Source organism: Psychrobacter sp. 4Dc (assembly GCF_002836715.1).
Lineage (GTDB): Bacteria > Pseudomonadota > Gammaproteobacteria > Pseudomonadales > Moraxellaceae > Psychrobacter.
The window spans coordinates 49,423-70,202 of the sequence record NZ_PJAT01000006.1 but is presented as its reverse complement, the minus strand read 5'-3'; the positions used below and the strand labels follow the sequence as shown (position 1 = coordinate 70,202).

General features: G+C 42.5%; 18 protein-coding genes. 5 read left to right on the top strand and 13 right to left on the bottom strand.

The features are described 5' to 3' along the window. Positions 1-186: 186 nt before the first annotated feature. The 6 genes from rlmKL to queC all read right to left on the bottom strand — a co-directional run bounded on the left by rlmKL (position 187) and on the right by queC (position 7,720). Positions 187-2,493: a bifunctional 23S rRNA (guanine(2069)-N(7))-methyltransferase RlmK/23S rRNA (guanine(2445)-N(2))-methyltransferase RlmL gene (gene rlmKL / locus CXF61_RS00855; protein ID WP_101206444.1), complete on the bottom strand. Its 2,307-nt coding sequence runs from the start codon at positions 2,491-2,493 to the stop codon at positions 187-189. A 150-nt stretch (positions 2,494-2,643) separates the two neighbouring features. Beyond that, the gene (locus tag CXF61_RS00850) at positions 2,644-3,828 is read right to left on the bottom strand and encodes a mechanosensitive ion channel family protein (RefSeq protein ID WP_227526560.1); all 1,185 of its coding nucleotides are present in this window, start codon (positions 3,826-3,828) and stop codon (positions 2,644-2,646) included. A gap of 159 nt (positions 3,829-3,987) precedes the next feature. Continuing rightward, positions 3,988-5,478, bottom strand: a complete 1,491-nt coding sequence (locus CXF61_RS00845; RefSeq protein WP_165596802.1) for a dihydrolipoyl dehydrogenase — start codon at positions 5,476-5,478, stop codon at positions 3,988-3,990. 118 nt (positions 5,479-5,596) lie between these two features. Next, positions 5,597-6,094, bottom strand: a complete 498-nt coding sequence (locus CXF61_RS00840; protein WP_165596801.1) for a peroxiredoxin — start codon at positions 6,092-6,094, stop codon at positions 5,597-5,599. A gap of 175 nt (positions 6,095-6,269) precedes the next feature. Beyond that, positions 6,270-6,599, bottom strand: coding sequence for a hypothetical protein (locus tag CXF61_RS00835; protein ID WP_057760815.1), 330 nt, complete (start codon positions 6,597-6,599; stop codon positions 6,270-6,272). Between the two features lie 344 nt (positions 6,600-6,943). Continuing rightward, the gene (gene queC, locus CXF61_RS00830; protein ID WP_165596800.1) at positions 6,944-7,720 is read right to left on the bottom strand and encodes a 7-cyano-7-deazaguanine synthase QueC; all 777 of its coding nucleotides are present in this window, start codon (positions 7,718-7,720) and stop codon (positions 6,944-6,946) included. Between the two features lie 287 nt (positions 7,721-8,007). Between queC and ttcA the strand changes: the two genes are divergently transcribed. Beyond that, positions 8,008-9,177, top strand: coding sequence for a tRNA 2-thiocytidine(32) synthetase TtcA (gene ttcA, locus CXF61_RS00825; RefSeq protein ID WP_165596799.1), 1,170 nt, complete (start codon positions 8,008-8,010; stop codon positions 9,175-9,177). Between the two features lie 126 nt (positions 9,178-9,303). Here the strand turns inward: ttcA and CXF61_RS00820 are convergent, their stop codons facing one another. From CXF61_RS00820 to ccoN, 6 genes are all read right to left on the bottom strand, one after another. Continuing rightward, positions 9,304-9,885 carry a FixH family protein gene (locus CXF61_RS00820; RefSeq protein WP_057760810.1) on the bottom strand — a complete coding sequence of 194 codons (582 nt, stop codon included), beginning with the start codon at positions 9,883-9,885 and terminating at the stop codon, positions 9,304-9,306. Positions 9,886-10,097: 212 nt separating this feature from the next. Beyond that, positions 10,098-11,507 carry a cytochrome c oxidase accessory protein CcoG gene (ccoG, locus tag CXF61_RS00815; RefSeq protein WP_165596798.1) on the bottom strand — a complete coding sequence of 470 codons (1,410 nt, stop codon included), beginning with the start codon at positions 11,505-11,507 and terminating at the stop codon, positions 10,098-10,100. Between the two features lie 517 nt (positions 11,508-12,024). Continuing rightward, positions 12,025-13,173 carry a c-type cytochrome gene (locus tag CXF61_RS00810; RefSeq protein ID WP_165596797.1) on the bottom strand — a complete coding sequence of 383 codons (1,149 nt, stop codon included), beginning with the start codon at positions 13,171-13,173 and terminating at the stop codon, positions 12,025-12,027. Then, entirely contained in the window at positions 13,173-13,352 is a 180-nt protein-coding gene (locus CXF61_RS00805) for a CcoQ/FixQ family Cbb3-type cytochrome c oxidase assembly chaperone (RefSeq protein ID WP_058024764.1), read from the bottom strand. The genes CXF61_RS00810 and CXF61_RS00805 overlap by 1 nt, the downstream gene beginning before the upstream one ends. Continuing rightward, entirely contained in the window at positions 13,352-13,990 is a 639-nt protein-coding gene (gene ccoO, locus CXF61_RS00800) for a cytochrome-c oxidase, cbb3-type subunit II (protein WP_057760802.1), read from the bottom strand. The genes CXF61_RS00805 and ccoO overlap by 1 nt, the downstream gene beginning before the upstream one ends. A 9-nt stretch (positions 13,991-13,999) precedes the next feature. Continuing rightward, positions 14,000-15,481 carry a cytochrome-c oxidase, cbb3-type subunit I gene (ccoN, locus tag CXF61_RS00795; protein ID WP_057760799.1) on the bottom strand — a complete coding sequence of 494 codons (1,482 nt, stop codon included), beginning with the start codon at positions 15,479-15,481 and terminating at the stop codon, positions 14,000-14,002. An 866-nt stretch (positions 15,482-16,347) separates the two neighbouring features. Here ccoN and CXF61_RS00790 point away from each other — a divergent pair. Then, entirely contained in the window at positions 16,348-16,737 is a 390-nt protein-coding gene (locus CXF61_RS00790) for an SCP2 sterol-binding domain-containing protein (RefSeq protein WP_057760797.1), read from the top strand. A 144-nt stretch (positions 16,738-16,881) separates the two neighbouring features. Here the strand turns inward: CXF61_RS00790 and CXF61_RS00785 are convergent, their stop codons facing one another. Beyond that, positions 16,882-17,856: a hypothetical protein gene (locus CXF61_RS00785; protein WP_165596796.1), complete on the bottom strand. Its 975-nt coding sequence runs from the start codon at positions 17,854-17,856 to the stop codon at positions 16,882-16,884. Between the two features lie 443 nt (positions 17,857-18,299). Between CXF61_RS00785 and CXF61_RS00780 the strand changes: the two genes are divergently transcribed. The 3 genes from CXF61_RS00780 to CXF61_RS00770 all read left to right on the top strand — a co-directional run bounded on the left by CXF61_RS00780 (position 18,300) and on the right by CXF61_RS00770 (position 20,748). Continuing rightward, entirely contained in the window at positions 18,300-19,535 is a 1,236-nt protein-coding gene (locus tag CXF61_RS00780) for a lipoprotein-releasing ABC transporter permease subunit (RefSeq protein ID WP_102092330.1), read from the top strand. Positions 19,536-19,592: 57 nt separating this feature from the next. Continuing rightward, entirely contained in the window at positions 19,593-20,273 is a 681-nt protein-coding gene (gene lolD, locus CXF61_RS00775) for a lipoprotein-releasing ABC transporter ATP-binding protein LolD (RefSeq protein ID WP_057760792.1), read from the top strand. 169 nt (positions 20,274-20,442) lie between these two features. After that, entirely contained in the window at positions 20,443-20,748 is a 306-nt protein-coding gene (locus CXF61_RS00770) for a hypothetical protein (RefSeq protein WP_165596795.1), read from the top strand. The last annotated feature ends 32 nt before the right edge of the window (positions 20,749-20,780 follow it).

The following is a 20,780-nucleotide window of genomic DNA, read 5'->3' as shown; positions in this document are numbered from 1 at the left end:
AACGCTCTATCATAGCAACAAAAAATGGCCCAATCAAAGCTGATTGGGCCATTGTTATATTTCATATACATTTGGCAAAAAACAGAAGTTTCAGGTACTTATGCTGCCACTATAAATCTATAGTTTTATTTATCAAAATCCTATTTACGGACTTTAGATTCTAAACTATAAATCTGAAACTTCGAATTATAGACTTTGACGATGACGAATCTCAAAGCTTTGATGAATCGGCTTTTTGATATTAAAATCAAAGCCAATGGTTTTTTGCGTGATATCAATGATGTCATAACGCTGAGTCAACTGCTCATCTAACTCAAAACGCGTAAAGTTGTTAGAGAAGTATAAGACGCCATCAGAGGTGAGGCGGTTCATGGCACGATTAATCAGTGCAGCATGGTCACGTTGCACATCAAAAGTACCTTGAAACTTCTTAGAGTTTGAGAAGGTCGGTGGATCAATAAAGATAACATCGAACTGTTCGGTATTGTCTTTAATCCACTCAAAGATATCGGCAGCAACGAATTGGTATTTATTGCGGCTAACGTCCAAACCGTTCAAGACAAAGTTTTGTTTACCCCAATCTAGATAGTTCTGTGACAAATCGACGCTAGTGACTTTTTTCGCACCAGCAAGCGCTGCATGCACACTTGCAGTACAAGTATAAGCGAACAGGTTAAGTACTGCTTTACCGCGGCTGTTGTCCTTGATACGAGCACGCATATTACGGTGATCGATAAACAGACCAGTATCTAAATAATCTGTAAAGTTGACATACAGATAGGCACCATCTTCGCGCGCAACATGAAACTTACCACGTTTTTCTGTGGTGTTCTGCTTGCTGTACTGATCGTTGCCAGACTGACGGGCACGCGTTTTGATAAAGATCTGTTCACGGTTAATATCAAAGACTTCACGGATACCCATCAATGCCAAATTAAAACGTTTCTTCGCAGTTTCAGGTGGGATGGTCTTTGGTGGTGCATATTCTTGCACATGCGCATAATCACCATATAAATCAATCGCGACTTTAAAATCAGGTAAATCAGCATCGTATACACGAATGTTGCTTACGTTGTCTTTTTTGGCCAATTTCTTGAGCTTAGCAAGGTTTTTTTGCAGACGATTAATAAAGTCTTGACCATCTTCTACTTCAATCTCGCGTTTCTCAAAACGACTAACAAGATTGCCAGTTTGTCCAGCGATAAGCGTTCCGTAGCGGAAATAGACGGTAATAGCACCATTATGACAGCGTAAGGTTTTTGGTTCTTTAATCGGTAGAATATCTACTTGTTCGACATGAGAGGCCAATATGCCAAGCATCGGGTCAATGCCACTACCGGCAAAGCTGTCTTGCAATATCAGCCCAATCGCTTGATACAACGGCTTAATCATTTCTTCATCACCCAAACGCTCACCATATGGTGGGTTGGTAATGACCAAAGGATTGCTCAATCGACCATCATTGACTAATGGCTTGAGCACGTTACTAAGTTGGTCAAGCGCACGATGTTCGATATCTAGTAGCGGTAAAAGGTCTTGTAAACCTGCGGCAATAAGGTTTTTCTCTGTAGCAAGAATCGCACCACTATCAGCATCAAAGCCCAGCATAAGCGGCAATGTATCAGGCTGCTCATTGGCAATCTCTAATGCTTCACGGAAACGTGTTTGAGCATCATCGATCATTTCTTGCCATAACGTCTCGTCATGATGCTGCCACTGATAAAAACCAAATTGATTGGCAGCTTTGTCGATGCCCACGGCATAGTCGCAATGCATCAATAGCGCTTCAATAAGGAAAGTTCCAGAGCCGCACATTGGGTCAATTAACGCATTATAGAAAGGTGCATCGCCAGCTTCATTTTTCTTGTGCCAACCAGCACTATAAAGTAGGGCAGCTGCTAAGTTTTCTTTTAATGGTGCTTCTGTCATGGCCACACGGTAACCACGGCGATGCAAACTGGTACCTGATAAATCTAGATACAGCTCTGCTTGCTTATCATTGATAGTTGCAAAAACAGAGAAGTCTGGGTTTTTACTATCGACGTTAGGACGGCTGTCGTAAACTTCGTTAAACGTATCGGCAATCGCATCTTTGATACGTAGCATGGCAAACTGCTGACTGACGGCGACACGCTTATCGACAGACAGACGAATAGCAAAGGTTTGCTCTAGGCTAAACTGCTCAGTCCAATTGACCGATTTTGCCAAGCCATATAGCTGCTCCGCAACGTCATATTCTGCATTGATGTTTTTACGTTTAATCAGCATCAATACCCGCGAGGCCACGCGTGACCATAGGCAAATAGTATATAGCTCACGCAAGCCACCAGTTACGGCTAAACGGCCGGTACTTTTGATTTCGCTGTCAATGCCAAAACTGGTTAGCTCAGTCTGCAGTGGTGCCTCAAGCCCATCGGCACAGGTAATAATAAGATCAAGCGACAACTCTGGTGAAGCTGCTGTTAGAGATGCGGGCGCGGTTTGTTCGGTCATACGGGTACCTGTGGGCTAAATTGACAAAAAAGCAAATAATAAGATAATTGGTGTAACCGGCAATTTTACCATAATTCACAGTAGGATGGTTCAAAGTAGCCGTGTTTAAGATTTTAAGATGTGATAGTTAAATACGTGACAATAAATTCTCTATTCACCCTTCGTCAGTGGTAATTCCTCTGGGACGATTTGAGTGGTGGTCGCAAAGGGTTTGGTTGCAATAGGGTAGTCAACATCCTTTGGCATCAGCAATCGCATATGCGGATAGGGCGTAGAAATATTAGCCGCATCAAACGCAATTTTAATCTCTTCTTGCAGCACTTCTTTGATTTTGGGTATGCGGGCAACGGCTGCTGGTTTGACCCAAAAACGTACGATAAAAAATACCCCGTACTCCCCGATTTCTGCCACGGTCGCTGAAGTCTCAGGACGATTAAGCACCGCATCGGTATCGCTGAGTACTTGCAAGATTTCCTTGCGAGCTGTCTCAATATCATCTTCGAACGCGATACGTACACGAATATCAAAACGGATAAAGTTTTTGGAAGTCAGGTTGATGACTTCTGATGAGGCAACATTGGAGTTCGGGATAATGACAGTGATATTGTCTCGAGTGAGAATATGAGTGGTGCGTAACGCGATGAGTACCACCCGCCCTTCATTATCATTGATATGAATCCAATCACCGACTTGAAAAGACTGCTCAAGCAGAATGGTGATACCAGCGATAAAATTAGCAAGGGTAGACTGAGCGGCGAAACCAACCGCCAAACCAACAATACCCAAACCCGCCACTAACGATACAATGTCGAAGCCAAATTGCGCCATGACGCTGGCAAGCCCGAGTACCAATAGTAGTACAGATAAAATATTTTTGAGTAGCTGCTCTATGGAAGCATTGAGACCATAATGCTGTAGGACTCTGTGAATGATTTGTCCTGATGATGCCCAAAGTACGTAATAGATACCTGCCCAAGTGCTTGCCTTCGCGGTGGCTTTGATGGTTTCTGGCTCAAAGTTTATCTGACTCATAATCGCTATCAGACTGGCGACAATCCAGACATAGCGCAAAACTGAACGGACAATCTTGGTGCGGCGCTCATTTAATCGAATTTTGGCACGGCTTTGTCTAAGGATATAGTTGGCCAACCAATAAAAAAATCCCAATACCGCAAGCAGTATTAGGATTTTGATGCCAGTGCTCGCCAGTTCTACTGCTTGAGAGGACCAATTAAGTGACTCTTCATCTATAGAGCCGCCGAGAGCAAGATATAGGCTAGTATGTAAGTCGCGAACGATCTCTTTAAAAAAGTCGGTAACACTAGCGATTGGCATTTTTTCGTCCATGCAGGATGTGTTTGTACAAAAAGTTGTAAACGAATATCTATTTATAAATTACTTCAAATCGTCAAAGCAATCAAATAAAGCAACAGTTAAGACTAGTTACTAGCGATTTAAAGCATTGCTGAATTGAGGACTTAGCTAAATGGTCGATTAAGAATTATCCTTTTGGGCATCTAGAGACTGGAAAGGTATTTCCATTTTATATTGAACATCACGTAGCGCCGTACGTAGACCCTCTAGTATCGTTGGATGATAAAAAGGGGTGTCGAGCATGTCTTTAATACTCAGATCATTGGTAATCGCCGTAGCAAGTATATGACCGATATATTCAGCATCAGGGCCGACCATACTGGCGCCTAAAATTCTGTCTGTCTTTTTACAGCCATAGATATGTAGTAAGCCGCAGTTGACACCCATTACACGGCTACGTCCTTGATTATCAAAGCTCACACTACCGATAACAAATTCGAGTTCTGAATCTTTTTGAATCTCTGGTAGCGACATACCAACATTGACGATTTGCGGTGAGCAAAATACGATAGAAAACGGCGTCGCAGGTGGGCGAATATAGGCCGCTTCTGTATTTTCGCAGACCATGCTACCTGCACTATAGCCTTCATCGCTGGCCACATGCAATAACGGAATATTAGCATTGGCATCACCAACGATATAGACGTTTAAGTCGCCAATCTGACCTGTTTTTTTACTTAAATCTTTTGGACGGTTCTTATCGTCTAGCTCAACACCTAAGTTTTCGACACCTAGCTGCTTAATATTGTTGCGACGACCAGTAGCAACTAAGACGTACTCACCTTGCCATTGCTGAGACTCACCAGCGCTGTCTTCATATTTGATAAACGCACTTTTATTACCGTCATCTGCTGTTGTACCTACATCGGTAATTTCACTGCCTAGATGCATGGTCAATTCATGACTTAAGCAATCCATGGCTTTATTATTAATATCATCGTCTTTCAAACCAGCCACTTGTTTGGCACGGTTTAGCAGCGTGACTTCTACGCCTAAACGTGTGAATGCTTGTGCAAGCTCTAGACCGATGGCACCAGCACCGACGACAGCCATCGTTCTTGGTAAGTCTTCAAGTTCAAAGACACTATCAGACGTCAGCATGGTATCACCCAGCTTATCCGCCCATCCATCAGGAATAAATGGCGAGCTACCAGTGGCGACAATGATTTGCTCAGCAGCAATCAGCTCATCATTAACTTCGATTAGCCCTTGCTCATTAATACGAGCACGACCGTCGATTTTCTTATGATCAGGCCAGCTATCTACTTGCTTTTTAATATAGCTAGCAAAATGACTGCGTTCGTCACGCACACGCTCCATGACTCGTTTGCCATCGATTTGCGCGGTCGCATGGATACCAAATTCAGCAGAATGGTTGGCATCATGTGCGCGATCAGCAGCTGCAATTAACAGCTTACTAGGCATACAGCCGACCGCAATACAGGTCGTGGTCCAAAACCCTTCATTAATAATGACTACGTCATCTTTGATTTTACTCGCTTGGCGAAAAGCGTTTTGACCTGCGGTACCCGCGCCAATAATAGCGACAGATACTTTACGTGTGACTTCTTTCGGGGTATCGTCAGTGGTCGTGCCAGATTGTTTATTCATATTATTCTCTAATAGAGGCAAGGTTATACTCAGTAATAGACTGAATTATTAGCTTATATTTTTTATTTGGTTTTTATCGTTCTTATGATGAATACTTATTTAATTACAGAACCAGTAATTACGGCGCCAATATAGACAGTAAGCGACTGGTATAATCTTTGGCACTTAGGTTACGCTGGGCATGAGTCAGCTCACTGTTTTTATTGAATACAAATGCCGAACGTACTAGGCCTAGCGTAACTTTGCCATACATGTTTTTTTCTTTGATAACATCAAAATACTGGCATAGCTTTTCATCAGCGTCACTGATGAGAGGAATCTGTAAGTCATATTTGTCGATAAACTTTTCATGAGATTCAACGCTATCACGAGAGACGCCGATGATGTCGTAGCCCAATTCATCAAAGTCATGAAGGTGCGAAGTAAACTCTGTTGCCTGTGTGGTGCAGCCTGGCGTGTTGTCTTTGGGATAAAAATAGAGAATAAGGCCCTTATCGGTATTGGCGACCATTTCTTTTAGATTGATTTCATCATGAATAAAATTACCAGCAAGCTTGCGTACTATGGTTACTGGAAAATCAGGTAGGTGAATGGTTTCTGTCGTTGGCTTGGCCATTGTAAAATCCTTATTAATTTTAATTGTATGTATTGGCTTAATGATGGTTCTATTTATAGTGTTCTCATTATAGGCAGATTAGTAGAAATAAATAATCAGTTTTACACTTTGCCCATTCATTGGCAACAAAAAAGACTGGCAATGGCCAGTCTTTTATATATCAAACGATTAGAGGTTACGCAGGTTTTTGCGGCTTTTTCAAATCCAAGCCAACGGTGCACTGCTGCAAATCTTTTTGCATCGCTTTCACATATGGCAGATTAGAAGGGTCTTTCTTATCTTGCGCATAGCTTTCGATTTCCCACATTTGACCGATAGTCATGTTGCTGCGCACACCAATAGTACAGTTACATAGTTTGGTTGCGTTGCTTTTGTCAGCGACTTTGTATTTGACTGCGCCATTGACACATGAATTGATATTGTCTTGCTTAATGTCAGCAGCGTTGGCTTGTGGCATGGCAAACAGGGCCGCTAAGGCTAGGGGTAGTACTGGCAACAACTTCATAAATTTCCTCTTACGGGTAGCGTCAATTTTTTATCTTTTGCTCAATGCAAAGTCGACTCATCAATATATGAGTGACCGATATCGTCAGGTACATCTTTCGATAAATATAATCGTTCATACGATAGCAAGTATGTAGATTAGAATACAAGAACGACGTGCTGTGTTAATGCAAGCGAATGTTGCGCGAATGTTGATGGGTGTCACCATTCCACGCAGCGTTTATCGTTAATACATAGTCGGTCTTATATGATTTAGGTATAAGATAGGCGAGTAGACGTACTACAAGTAGTAGACTAAGCGCGCCTGATACTTTATCCAATTTATATAGGACTGACTAAAATTAATTAAGACTGATAATGAGTAGGGTCGGTTACGCCAGCTTGGGCAAAACCCTGACGACGCAATGCGCAGCTATCACAAACACCGCAAGCAAGGCCATTGGCATCTGCGCGATAACAAGAAATCGTCTGTCCGTAATCGACACCTAATGACAGACCAAGCTCAATAGTTTGGGCTTTTGACAGTTGCTGCAATGGTGTTTGAATCGATAAGCGATGACCAGTAACGCCCGCTTTTGTAGCAAGATTGGCCATATGTTCAAAGGCAGCTATATACTCTGGGCGACAATCAGGATAGCCCGAGTAATCAACTGAGCTGACACCAATGACGATATGATTGGCATCAGCGACTTCGGCGACTGCTAACGCGTATGATAAGAAAATAGTATTGCGCGCAGGCACATAGGTATTTGGGATAGCGTCGTTATCGATTTCGTCGCGTTTTTTGCTAGGGAATTTGTCCGAATCACCGTCTGGCACGATCATGCTGTGATCGGTGAGTGACGACCCACCCAGTTGTGCGATATCAATATCGATGATTCTATGATTGACACCTGCTGTCTCAGCGATGGTCTTTGCGGCGACAAGTTCACTATTATGACGCTGACCATAGTTAAAGCTGACTGCTGTCACTGATGCATAGCGTGCTTTTGCCCAATGTAAGCAAGTCACCGAATCGAGACCGCCTGATAAAAGGACAACCGCATTCTGGCTTTTGGTAAGAGCAGCTAAGTCAGCATCGGATGCTTGATTGGAAGTGTTTTGCAAAGTAACGTTAGTCATAGTGATATCTATTATTGGTTTACGAAAACGGCTATTTTAGCAAAAATACGTCTACTACAGAACCACGAAGCGACCAATCACCCGTCACTAAGCTGCCAAAGCAAATTTAAACAACAGGGTCATAAAATAAAGTCGGTATTACTGTCATCTTTTCAATCTGTTAGCAATATTTGTTATAATCGCAGCTTTTAAAGTATCAGTCACATGACATTGCAGATAATGCTTTAAAAGCCTTATCGCAAATCGCTTTATAGTAAAACCACCCTTATAAAGATATTGAGTAACTTATGACCACAGCAACCTTATTTACGCCAAATATTCCTTCTCAAGCTGATGATGTATCTGATGCAACGAGCTTTGATACTCAGGCTTTAAACACCGATACTGATAGTAGGGAGTACGATGACGTCTCTGAAGATGGCAGTGATGAGGACATGATTGACGAGCAGTTTGCCGATGCGCAAGCACCTACTGAATCAGCGTACTTTCGTAAACTACAAAAGAAGCTGCGTCGCCAAGTCTCTTGGGCAATCCGCGATTTTAATATGATTGAAGATGGCGATGTGGTGATGGTCTGTGTTTCGGGTGGTAAAGACAGCTATACCTTACTTGATATTTTATTGCTGTTAAAACGCATTGCACCGATTCATTTTGATATCGTCGCGGTGAACCTTGATCAAAAGCAGCCAGGCTATCCGGAAGACATTTTACCTGCGTATCTAAACGAGCAGGGCATTGCCCACTATATTTTAGAAAAAGACACCTATAGCATCGTCAAAAGCGTGGTGCCAGAAGGCAAGACTTACTGCTCGGCGTGCTCACGTCTGCGCCGCGGCTCACTATATGGCTTTGCCAAACAAATTGGTGCGACTAAGATTGCCCTTGGCCATCATCGTGACGATATGCTGGCGACCTTCTTTTTGAACTTATTCCATGGTGGTGCGCTCAAATCCATGCCGCCCAAGCTACTGAGTGATGACAAGCAAAATATGCTGATTCGCCCATTGGCCTATGTCGAAGAGAAAGACATCATTGAGTACGCCAAATTAAAGGAATTTCCAATCATTCCTTGTAATCTATGTGGCAGCCAGACCAATCTACAACGCGCTATTATCAACGATATGTTACGTGAATGGGATAATGCTCATCCGCAGCGTTTGGCTTCTATTTTTAAGGCAATGCAAAACGTTGCGCCATCACAATTAGCTGATCGTGAGCTTTTTGATTTTGAAACACTCAGTCTTGACCGTGATAATAATGAGCGTTTATTTGAAGGCGATAATATTCAAGCTGGGCAGACGGATAGTTTGGCTGAGATTGGTTTACCTGTATCGCCAAGGACGCAAACGTTCAATCCTAAGTTCGCTAGTGACAAGCATTATTCGACAGAGACGGAAAAAGCTGAACAAAATGAGCGCAAAGCGCAGAAAATTCCAACGATTAATCCTGTGATTTAGTAATTGAAAAACTAGTACGATATTAAATAGTACCTATTAATTAGTAGAATACTAAATAGCTCAAAAAAACCAGCCGATCTCTGACGAGTGGCTGGTTTTTCTTATGTCTGGTTGCTATTAACAGCATTAACTTTTAGCAAAAACTGGTAGTGGGTCAAAACTAACCTTTGAACGAGGCAGTTTTGCGACATCTTGCATACGCCAATCATCTTTACCGTCATTGCTAACCTGTAAGTAGTACTTGGCTTTTACAGGATCAATATCGACTTGGGCGCTGTATTTATTACCCTCAACATGCTTAAGAACAACATCACGGTCTTTTTTGATATCCGTTGCATGAGAAATAGAAAGTTCCAACGTATCAGGATAGGTAAGTGGTGTGCCGTTTAGCAGCTTGCCTGACTGGACGCTTTGCTCAGGGTAGTTAAGATAAAACACAATATCGCCATTTTCTGCAAATTGCATTTGTCCATGCAAGTCTAAGTCATACGTGAGCTTGTCACGAGACACATCGTGATAGAGCGTTTTGCCATCCATATACCAGTCGTCACGTACCACGCTATCACGGATCTGGTAAGAGTAATAAACAAACCAGATACAAGCGATCACGACCGCAGCAGGCATGCCAATCACAAAGATAACGACCATGTAATTTTTATACCATGGCTGCTTATCTTGATGTTTAAAGTTCGGTGCTGGAGTAGACATAAAATACCTATGCATCAGATACGCATTCAATAGATAGCTGTTCATTATATATCTACAAATGGTATCAACGGATAATTTGGCGGCTAAGCGCTACCAGTTTAATGGTAAAACATTTATTCGATAGTCTTTAGCTAGAATAGTTATTTAACTACTTGAACTAGCTAGACTACCGAATGACATACATGAAATTAAACAATAGGTCTGCTAATCATTTACTGACCTTGGGTCGTAAAGATATTTTGTTTGCTTACCTTATACTTACCGTTTTCGCTGCTCACATTTAGCGTGACAGGTGTTTGGCCAAACTCTATCACATCAGGATCACCATAAATACTGACTGGCATATCAAAGCTTTCGCCAGCTTCTAATGGTACATCGTTAAAGCGTAGCTCTAAGCTCAGCCCTTTTTGCGGTGCCAGTGTTATCGTGTAGGTATGAGCATCCTGCGTCTTGTTGGTTAGCTTAACGATATAGCTGTTTTCGATCATGCCTTGATTGTTGATAGATGACAACTGATTACGGTCACGGCGGATATCAATTTCCAGTGGCACGCGATCGGTTAACGCATATATAACACCGCCACATAGTACGGCTAATAATGTCAAATAAGCAAATAGTCGTGGGCGCAGTACGCGGCTTGGCTCTTTTTCTGCCAGCTGACGTTCAGTTGTATAACGAATGAGACCACGCGGATAGCCGACCTTGTCCATCACTTCGTTACAGGCATCGATACAAGCCGCACACTGGATACAGCCAACTTGCAAACCATCACGAATATCGATACCAGTAGGGCAGACCTGCACACACATGGTACATTCAATGCAATCGCCTAAGTGCTCTGGATTTGTGCCCTTTTTACGGGCACCGCGTGGCTCACCGCGTTCATAATCATAAGATACGATCAATGTGTCTTTATCAAACATCACACTCTGAAAGCGGCCATAAGGACAAATCTGTACACACATCTGCTCACGCATGTAGCCTGCATTGGCATAAGTGGCAAAGGTAAAGATAAACATTGAAACCCATACCCATGTTGGCCAGTCAGGGAAGGGAATCACTCCTATTGACTGCCAGCTATGATATAGAGAATCTGTACCTGCCACATAACTAACAAAGGTCGCTGCTGTAATCACAGAAAGCAAAAACCAAATTGAATACACAACCGTACGTTTGAATACTTTGCTCGCGCTTAATGGCGCTTTATCAAACTTGATACGTTTATTACGGTCGCCAATCACCCATTTTTCGACATATTGGTATAGATGCGTCCATATCGTTTGAGGACAGGCATAACCACACCAAACGCGTCCTGCATATACCGTCACCATAAACAGCGTAAACGCGGCAATAATGGCAAATGCAGCAATAAAATAAAAATCTTGCGTCAAAAACGTCATGCCAAAAATATAATAATGCTGCGATGGCACATCAAACCATATCGCTTGTCTATCATTATAGCGCAGCCATGGCAAAAGTAAAAAAGCCGCCAAAAGAGCATACATCGTGATGACACGAATATTTTGATAAAAACCTGTGACAAACCTTGGGTGTACACGATGCTTGGTTGCATCAAGGTCGACTTGTTGTACAGGAATTTTATTGGATTGTTGTGCTGACATAAACGTGCCTCTTTAAAAAAAGAATCAGTCTGCTGGCATGATGAACAAACACCTCTAGCGTCGAGGTATATGAGTGTATGATGTTATCAATGTCAGTAAATAGCGGATAAAAAATTCGATAAAAAACTTTCTAATCTGCTTACCAAATGATCGATTGTAAATATAGTCGGTTCAACATAATCATAATACAAGCAAAGGTACTACAAATAGTAGACTAAACGAGCCTGTATCTAATTTATCTGAAGTTGACTATCTTGTTATGTGATTGAGTCAGAGCGATATAAAGCCATGACCAATAGACTATTTTAAAAAATAGCTATTCTAACATTCTCCCTACTAATAATGGGGTGATAATCGTAAAAAGCAACGAATATACGAGAACGTTTTCTAGTATTTATAGCCGCTCATCATTGACATTTCTAAATAAAAATCAATACCGCTATACGCAAAAGGGAGAACTGCAATAACAGTTCTCCCTTCATTAAATCTCGTCCATATTTAGTACAGTAACAACGTCTTAGTTAGCAGTTGCTTCTTCAGCTGCTACAGGCTGAGTAGCTGCAGCAGTAACCGGTGCTGCTTCAGGTGATTTGCTTGTTTTATCTGATAGTGAGTAGATATAAGCAGCAAGTAGCATGATACGCTCATTACCTAGCTTAGTTTCCCACTGAGGCATAACGCCAGCACGGCCATAACGTAATGTATTACGTACAGTCTCACGCTCACCGCCATATAACCAGATATTGTCAGTCAAGTTCGGTGCACCTGCTGAAATCATACCTTTACCGCTTTCAGAGTGACATAGTGCACACTGTTGCTTAAAGATCGCTTCGCCTTGATTAACCAAGGTTTGATCAAGTTCACCGTTACTCTTACTACCGTTGTTTGGAGATAGTGACAATACATACTCAGAAGCTGCACGTACACCGTCTTCGCCAATCTGATCGCGCCAAGCAGGCATACCGCCGATACGACCATTGTGTAGCGTGGTCAGAATGTTGCTAGCTTCGCCGCCGTATAACCAATCATTGTCTGTTAGGTTAGGGTAGCCTGTCGCACCTTTAGCGTTAGAGCCATGACATACAGAACAGTTCTGTAGGAACAAGCGGCTACCAACTTTTAAAGCATTCGGATTTTCAGACAGTTTTTCGACGTAAGGAGCAAGTTCTGCAACTTTTTCGTCAATTTTAGTCTGTAGATCTGCTGGTGGGTTTTCGCTACGACGCATGGTCGCTTGTAGCTCATTTAGCGTACCCAATGTTGCAGTCGCACCTGCAGCATCTGCTTTTACCAGAATGCTTTTTTCAAAGTTATCGGTAAATACTTTGTTGTTACTTTCAAGCTCACTGAACAACTCGTTTTTAGAGGTCCACGGTACAGTCTCACCGTCAACTTCTACGGTGGCGATACCTTCCCAGTGTTTCGGGAACATAGCTGGAAAGAATACCCAGTACGCCACACCCCAAACGATCGAGCCAAAAAATATCACCAACCACCATTTAGGAAGCGGCTTGTCGTATTCTCGGATACCATCGTATTCATGACCAGTGGTACCGTCTTCTTCAACTTCTGGCTTGTATTTTAATACAAACAGCAGAACGCCAAGAATGAACGCCCAACAACCAAAACTGATTAGCGTAATCCAAGAACTCCAAAAAAATGTCATCATTTATCCTTATTGCGCTGCTCTTCAGACAGAGATCTAATATCCTCGTCATCAAGCGCAAGTTGTGCATCTTCTTCGAAGCGTTTTTTGTTTTTTGGCGAATACGCCCACCATGCAACGCCTACGAAGGCAATAAAGGCAGAAACGGTCGCAATTGTTTGTAATTCACCAATACCCATTAGCGCTGTCCTTCCATTGCGGTACCTAACTGCTGTAGATAGGCGACCAAAGCGTCAAGCTCAGTAGCGCCAAGCACTGCATCTGGAGCGCCTTCAATGTCTTCTTCAGTATAAGGAACACCGAAGCGATCGCGGAATAGACGCATTTTAGCTTGAATGTTTTCGCCATCTACTTCGTTAGTCGCCAACCAAGGGAAACCTGGCATAACTGATTCAGGCACTAGCGAACGTGGATTGATCAAATGTTGCTTTTGCCAATCTTCAGAATAACGGCCACCAACACGTGCTAAATCTGGTCCAGTACGTTTCGATCCCCATAAGAATGGATGATCCCACGTCGACTCGGCGGCACGTGAATATGGTCCATAACGTTCAACTTCTGCACGTAATGGGCGAACCATTTGAGTATGACAAACGTGACATCCTTCACGGATATAAATATCACGACCTTCAAATTCAAGCGCTGTCCAAGGCTCCATGGCAGGAAGGGGAGCGTTCACCCCACCTTCTTCAGGACCCTTGTTGTCATAGATCAATGGCACGATTTCAACTAGCGTTGCAAAACTAATAGCAATCACGATACCAATGACTAACAAGCCTGTATTTTTTTCAATAATTTCATGCGGTGTACCAGCCATGATCGCTCCTTATACGTTAGCTGTCGAAGGTTTTTCGACACTAGGTTCATGATCCGTTGGATCAGCGACATCTACAGGCTTACCTTCTGGCATTTTGAGTGTTTTATAGCAGTTATAAGCCATTACAAACATACCCGATACATATAAGAAGCCACCAAATGCACGGCCAATATATGGGAAATGCGAGAATTCAACAGTATCAACGAAGCTATATACCAAAGTACCGTCTGGGTTAGTAGCCAGCCACATCATGCCTTGGCCAATACCTGAGATCCACATAGACACGATATAGAAAATCGTTCCTGCAGTCGCAAGCCAGAAATGCGTGGTGATTAAGCTGATAGAGTACATCTTCGGTTTGTTATAAATACGTGGTAACAGTACGTATAGCGAACCAATGGTAATCATACCAACCCAGCCAAGTGCGCCTGAGTGTACGTGACCAACTGTCCAATCAGTATTATGCGATAGCGCATTCACTGTTTTAATAGACATCATTGGGCCTTCGAACGTTGACATCGCGTAGAACGACAATGCAACAATCATAAAGCGAATGATTGGATCGGTACGCAGCTTATCCCAACTACCTGATAGCGTTAGTACACCGTTAATCATACCACCCCAAGATGGTGCGAATAGGATGATTGAGAAGACCATAGCAAGAGACTGCGTCCAATCAGGAAGCGCTGAATAATGCAAATGGTGACCACCAGCCCACATATATGAAGCAATCAATGCCCAAAAGTGAACGATAGACAAACGATAAGAATAGATAGGACGACCAATCTGTACAGGAACGAAATAATACATCATTCCAAGGAAGGCTGCCGTTAAGTAAAAACCTACCGCATTATGCCCGTACCACCACTGCACCATCGCATCAGTTGCACCGCCAAATAGCGAATAAGATTTGAACGCGCTAACTGGAATCGCCATGCTGTTTACGATGTGTAGTAGTGCAATCGTAATGATGAAAGCGGCAAAGAACCAGTTAGCCACATAGATATGTGAGGTTTTACGTTTGATGAGCGTACCAAAAAATACAATGGCATAAGAGATCCATACCAAGGCAATTAGGATATCGATCGGCCACTCAAGCTCAGCGTATTCTTTAGTTGAGGTCAAACCTAGAGGAAGGGTAATAACAGCGGATACGATAACCGCTTGCCAACCCCAAAAGGTAAACCAAGCCAAATATGGCGCAAATAAACGCGTCTTACAGGTACGCTGAACGATGTAGTAAGACGTTGCGAACAGGGCAGAGCCACCGAACGCAAAAATCACCGCATTGGTATGCAGTGGTCTTAAACGACTAAAGGTCAGCCATGGAATGTCAAAGTTGAGTGCTGGCCATGCTAACTGTGAAGCAATGAACACACCAAGACTCATGCCGACGATGCCCCAAACGACAGCCATGATCGTAAAAAATCTTACGATAGTAATTTCATACTCACGGTCAACTGGGGCGACTGCTGTGTTTTGTAAACTCATTGGATGATTCCTTTACAGCCCGAATTATCAACAGAATTAACCAACAATCTATGTTGTCTGCACTATAAATACTCTCAAATTTATATTTATACTAGCGCCAACACATGTTGTTTTTTGGCTTATTTAGCGCAATGACGTCATTAACTATCGATTTAGGCCCTTACTGTCTATTAGTTAATACTAATAAATAGAAATAGGCATTTCGTACATCTTACTTAAGGTCAATCGATAGTAGGATTGTTAATAGATCATCAAGGTAAATAAGAAGACGCGCCGTTTTGAGCATCAAACATCTCATAAGGCTAAATATGTATCTTAATTATTACGAAAAAATCTGTACTAATGAAGATAGATACCCATATCTATAGGGCTATTAAAACGCATTGACCATAGATGTATGCTAGCGGCGGCTGACAAAAAACACGATTATGTAATGTTTGGTTAAAACTCCCGACTCTGTTTAAGGGTATTGTAACGCAATCCTAATTAAATATCATCAGAACTATGCGCCAAAATACAAACTCTTTGGTATAAATGTTAGCGAGCAACTTATTATTGCTGTGCTACTCCTCTATTTTATACACAATTTTGTCACTATTCTAGATGCTCATTTTGATTGAATAGGGGAGACGCTCGCTAAACATAAGCGTAGACCTGCAAAGAAGTTTTGTAACAATAACATTGCTGAGCCGATAAATAGGTTTTACTTCTTATCAAGTCGCCCTTTATAATGAGGCTGAACGTCATTAATGGCTATGCATCGCATAGGTCTATTGATAGCAATCATTTTAATAATTCTAATAGTTAGGCCAAGAGTGCCTCAAGGGATATTGGTCTGACAGAATATCAATTAAGGATAATATAATATGGCAGTTTTTTTGACAGATGAATGGTTTGAGCAAGTAGAAAAAATGGGCAACGAAGCAGGTGAGTTAAACTTACCGCCAGTACTTGCCAATATGGTCGTCAATCTAAAAGTGGCTGAAGCTGATAAAACTATCGAAGCCAATTTTGCAAATGGTTTGCTGCATCGCGGCTTAAACGATAATGCAACAACGACACTGCTACTAGATCGCGATATTCTACAGTCTATCATCACTGATTTTGATACCAATCAAATCATGGGTGCGTTTATGAGTGGCAAAATCCGTGTCGAAGGCGATATGTCACAGCTAATGGCCGTACAGACTGCACGTCCAAGCGCAGAGCAAAAAGAGCTATATACTCGCATCAAATCAATGACGACGATGGCTTAATCATATACCTATACGATTTTTACGTTACGTTTTGCATTGAAAGAATTCATAAGACACAGAAAAGCCCCTAATTCATATTAGGGGCTTTTTTATTGCGTAAGTACATAAGTAAGCATGAAAGCTAGAGAAGATTTCTCAAACAGGTTAGCTAGCTTTTGATTGCTGCGTCGCATTTGATTGGTTTTCTTTGTATATTGCTGCTTGTAGCCATACGTTTGCTTGGACGTAGTCATGTACTTTGATGCTATTAGTCTCAGCAGTGTTGAGCGCACCGATACGCACTACAAAAGGATCTGCGTCTTGCTCACGTAGCGTTACCACATCAAACAATATGATAGATTTACCATTAAATACGGTTTCTTGCTTGCCAAGTACTTGACCCTGACACCAAGCTTCATCTTCTTGTCCTAGCGTATCGCCAAACAAGTAAGCGCACATATGGCCTAAATTAATCTCAACAGGTGCCATTTGCTCTTTGGTTTCAGGTTTCCATTCACTGATTTGTTCTTGCAGATCATCAGGGATTTTTCCGTCATTTGCTGCCACGATGTCATTAAAGGCACGGTGATAACGGATAGACTCTTGGTCTTCGACCATGATGACTTCGTTTTGCTCGCTTAGCTTAATTTCATGCGCCCAAGCACTAAAGTTGACATAGTAAGAGGTGTCGCGTTGATAGAGATGACGGTTGGTCGTATAAAGTTGATCAAACGCATAAATAATGCTGCCATCAGCAGTACGTAAACGTAACACGGCATCGTGCGAGTTATCATTGGCGATGACACGCTCAATTTTGCAGTTCAATCCGTAAGGACTATCGACACAGGGATAAGCATTGATAAAGCATTCTGGCTTGCCATCTTTCATCGCCAGCACTTGATTAATATGGCATGGCTGATCTTCTGATAAAAGCAGGCAGCTGTCTTTTGCACTGACGTTATTGTTCAGGCCTTTAGGCATCGCGGCGACTTCGATCATTTTTTGTAGCCATTCAGGCACATCATGACTCATATCATCGGTCAGAATACGCCAGTGATCGGCGTGACCTGCAGACTGCTCATCGGTCAATGTGATCTTGGTGGGAGATTGAATGTTTTTGTATTGATAATTTATGGTCATGAAAATACTCAAAATTAAGTCAGCGTGAGGTTGGTATCTAATACTGTGTTTGCTTATGTACCATCCAACATTTTAAATGATTGGTTTATGATGGTCAGCAGCCTAGCCAGTAAAAGATCAGAAACCTCAATGAGGGATTAATGACAATTGTCTTTAGCATATAATATATAGGTATTGGTACAGCTAATAGCAAGCCCCCTATAAAAAATAATAACAAAACCCAGTTTTTTGGTAAAAAATACTCTCAGTTGTTGCTAATGACTGGCACATATCAGCTAGTTTGTGTCAAACTAGCTCCCTTTTGACAGCTGTTATTGGCTCGTCTGACACCCTGTTTTTGTGTTTGATTTATATGTGAGTAGTAGCAACTGTATGATGCATTTACTACTGCTCGTTATGCAACCTATATAAAGTCGCACGTAGATAAGATAAAGAGTTTGAATATGTTTCGTCCTTTAGCGTTATTTATCGGCTTACGATATACCCGAGCAGAACGTAGTAATGGCTTTATCTCCTTTATATCACTCATCTCGATGATTGGTCTGACGCTTGGGGTTGCCGTATTGATTACGGTGCTATCAGTGATGAACGGCTTTGACCGTGAACTGAAAACCCGCATTTTGGGAATGGTGCCGCAGGCTACTGTGGTCTCATCAGAAATTATTGGTGACTGGGAACAGCTCGCTGATCAGATCAAAGAAGACCCAGAAGTGGCAGCTGTGGCACCATTTATTCAACTGCAAGGGATGCTGACATCAAATGGTCAGGTCGCAGGTATCATGGTGACAGGCGTCGAGCCTGAATACGAGAAAAACGTCTCCATTATCAATGAGCACATGATTGAAGGTAGTATTGACACCCTGAAAAGCGGTGACTTCAGTATCGTGTTGGGCGAGGAGATGGTGCAGTCTTTGGGTCTGCAAATAGGGGATAAAGTGACGCTGGTATTACCAGAAGCGTCGCCATCACCAGCAGGTGTGATACCGCGATTTAAGCGGTTTACTCTGACAGGCATCTTTACGATCAGCCCAGAAGTAGATAGTCTCATGGCGTTTATCCCGATGGGAGATGCGGCAAAATTACTGCGTCTGCCAGAAGGCGCACAGGGCGTACGCATGAAGCTTAACGATATCTTTACTGCGCCTATAGCTGCGGAAAAAGCGGCTGCGATAGCACCTGAAAAGCTATATCCAAATGACTGGACACAGACGCATGGCAATCTGTTTGGGGCAATTCAAATGGAAAAAGCCATGGTCGGCCTATTGCTATTTTTGATTATCCTAGTTGCCGCTTTTAACATTGTCTCAAGTCTAGTCATGCTAGTAACCGATAAAAAAGCAGATATCGCAATCTTAAAAACCTTTGGTGCGTCTCCTCGTTTGATTACGCAAGTCTTTATGGTCCAAGGTGTGGTCATCGGGGTTATCGGTACTATCGCTGGTACGATACTGGGTGTGATATTTGCACTTACGGTCAGCGATATTTTAGGCTTTATTAACCAAGCCTTTGGTCTGAATCTATTTGATGCGTATTTTGTCAATTATTTGCCATCGCAGTTGCGCTTGTTAGATGTGGTATTAATCACAGGTGCATCGTTTGTACTGAGCTTTTTGGCTACGATTTATCCAGCGCGCCGAGCGGCTAAGATTCAGCCTGCTCAAACGCTACGCTATGAGTAATCGCAAACGCCTAAATATCGTAATAAATACCGAAATAAATAAAATAAAGGAAGCGCTATGTCTGCCATTTTAGAGGCGACCAATATCAATAAGATATATGATGAAGGCGCGGTCAGTACACAAGTATTGACTGGTCTTGATCTGACGGTTCATGCGGGTGAGCGCATCGCTATCGTTGGAACCAGTGGTTCAGGTAAAAGTACGTTGCTGCATTTGCTTGGTGGTCTAGATACGCCAACCAGTGGTGAGGTTTGGTTGCATGGTCAGCTATTAAATAGCATGAATGAAACTGAGCGCGGTGCAATGCGAAATAAGCATTTGGGCTTTATTTATCAGTTTCATCACCTGTTGGCAGAGTTTACAGCAATCGAAAACGTAGCCATGCCGTTGCTCATGCGTCCAGAAGTATCAACGACTGATGCTCGTAAGCAGGCAGTTGAGATTCTAGAAAATGTCGGTCTTGAGCATCGTCTGATGCATAGGCCAGGTGAACTATCAGGTGGCGAGCGTCAACGTGTAGCGATTGCACGCGCGCTAGTGACCAAGCCATCGCTTATTTTGGCGGACGAGCCAACAGGTAACTTGGACTATGATAATGCGCAGAGCGTTTTTGGTCTGTTGTCAGAGCTACAAAGCACCATGCAAACGGCGCTACTTATGGTGACGCATGATCGCAATTTAGCGGCGCTTGCTGACCGTCAGTTGTTGCTACGCAATGGGCATTGGGAACAGTATTAATAATTTTTTATATTAGGTCGAAACACTGACCGAAACGCCATCTATTGGCGTTTGTTATGGCTATCATATTGAAAAGTTATTGTTGTATTATTAAGAAAATATATCATAGAAACTAGCGATTAAGCGGTTGTGAGCCAGCCGCCTTATCTATTTTATAAGGATGCGTAAAATGCGTGAAGATGATAATCCAATTGCGGCTTTTGGCAGTGCAGAAGAGGGTGATGAGCCATTAAAGCCTTACATCGATCCAACTTTGTTTGAAACGCTCGATAGACAGGCACAAACTGAGCTACTGACCCCTGTGTTTGATGCCATCACTTTGGCTGGGGTTGATTACGACCTAAAAGTTCAAGACAGCGCGACAGGTAAGCGTTATACGCTCTGTAAAAATGATGAAGTCATTGAGATCGTACCGATGGATAAGGGTTTCACTGATAAAGTTTTGAATGCTATAGAGAACAGTAAAGAAGAATAAGCTTTGCTAGCTTAGTTTAGCTAGGGCGTAAG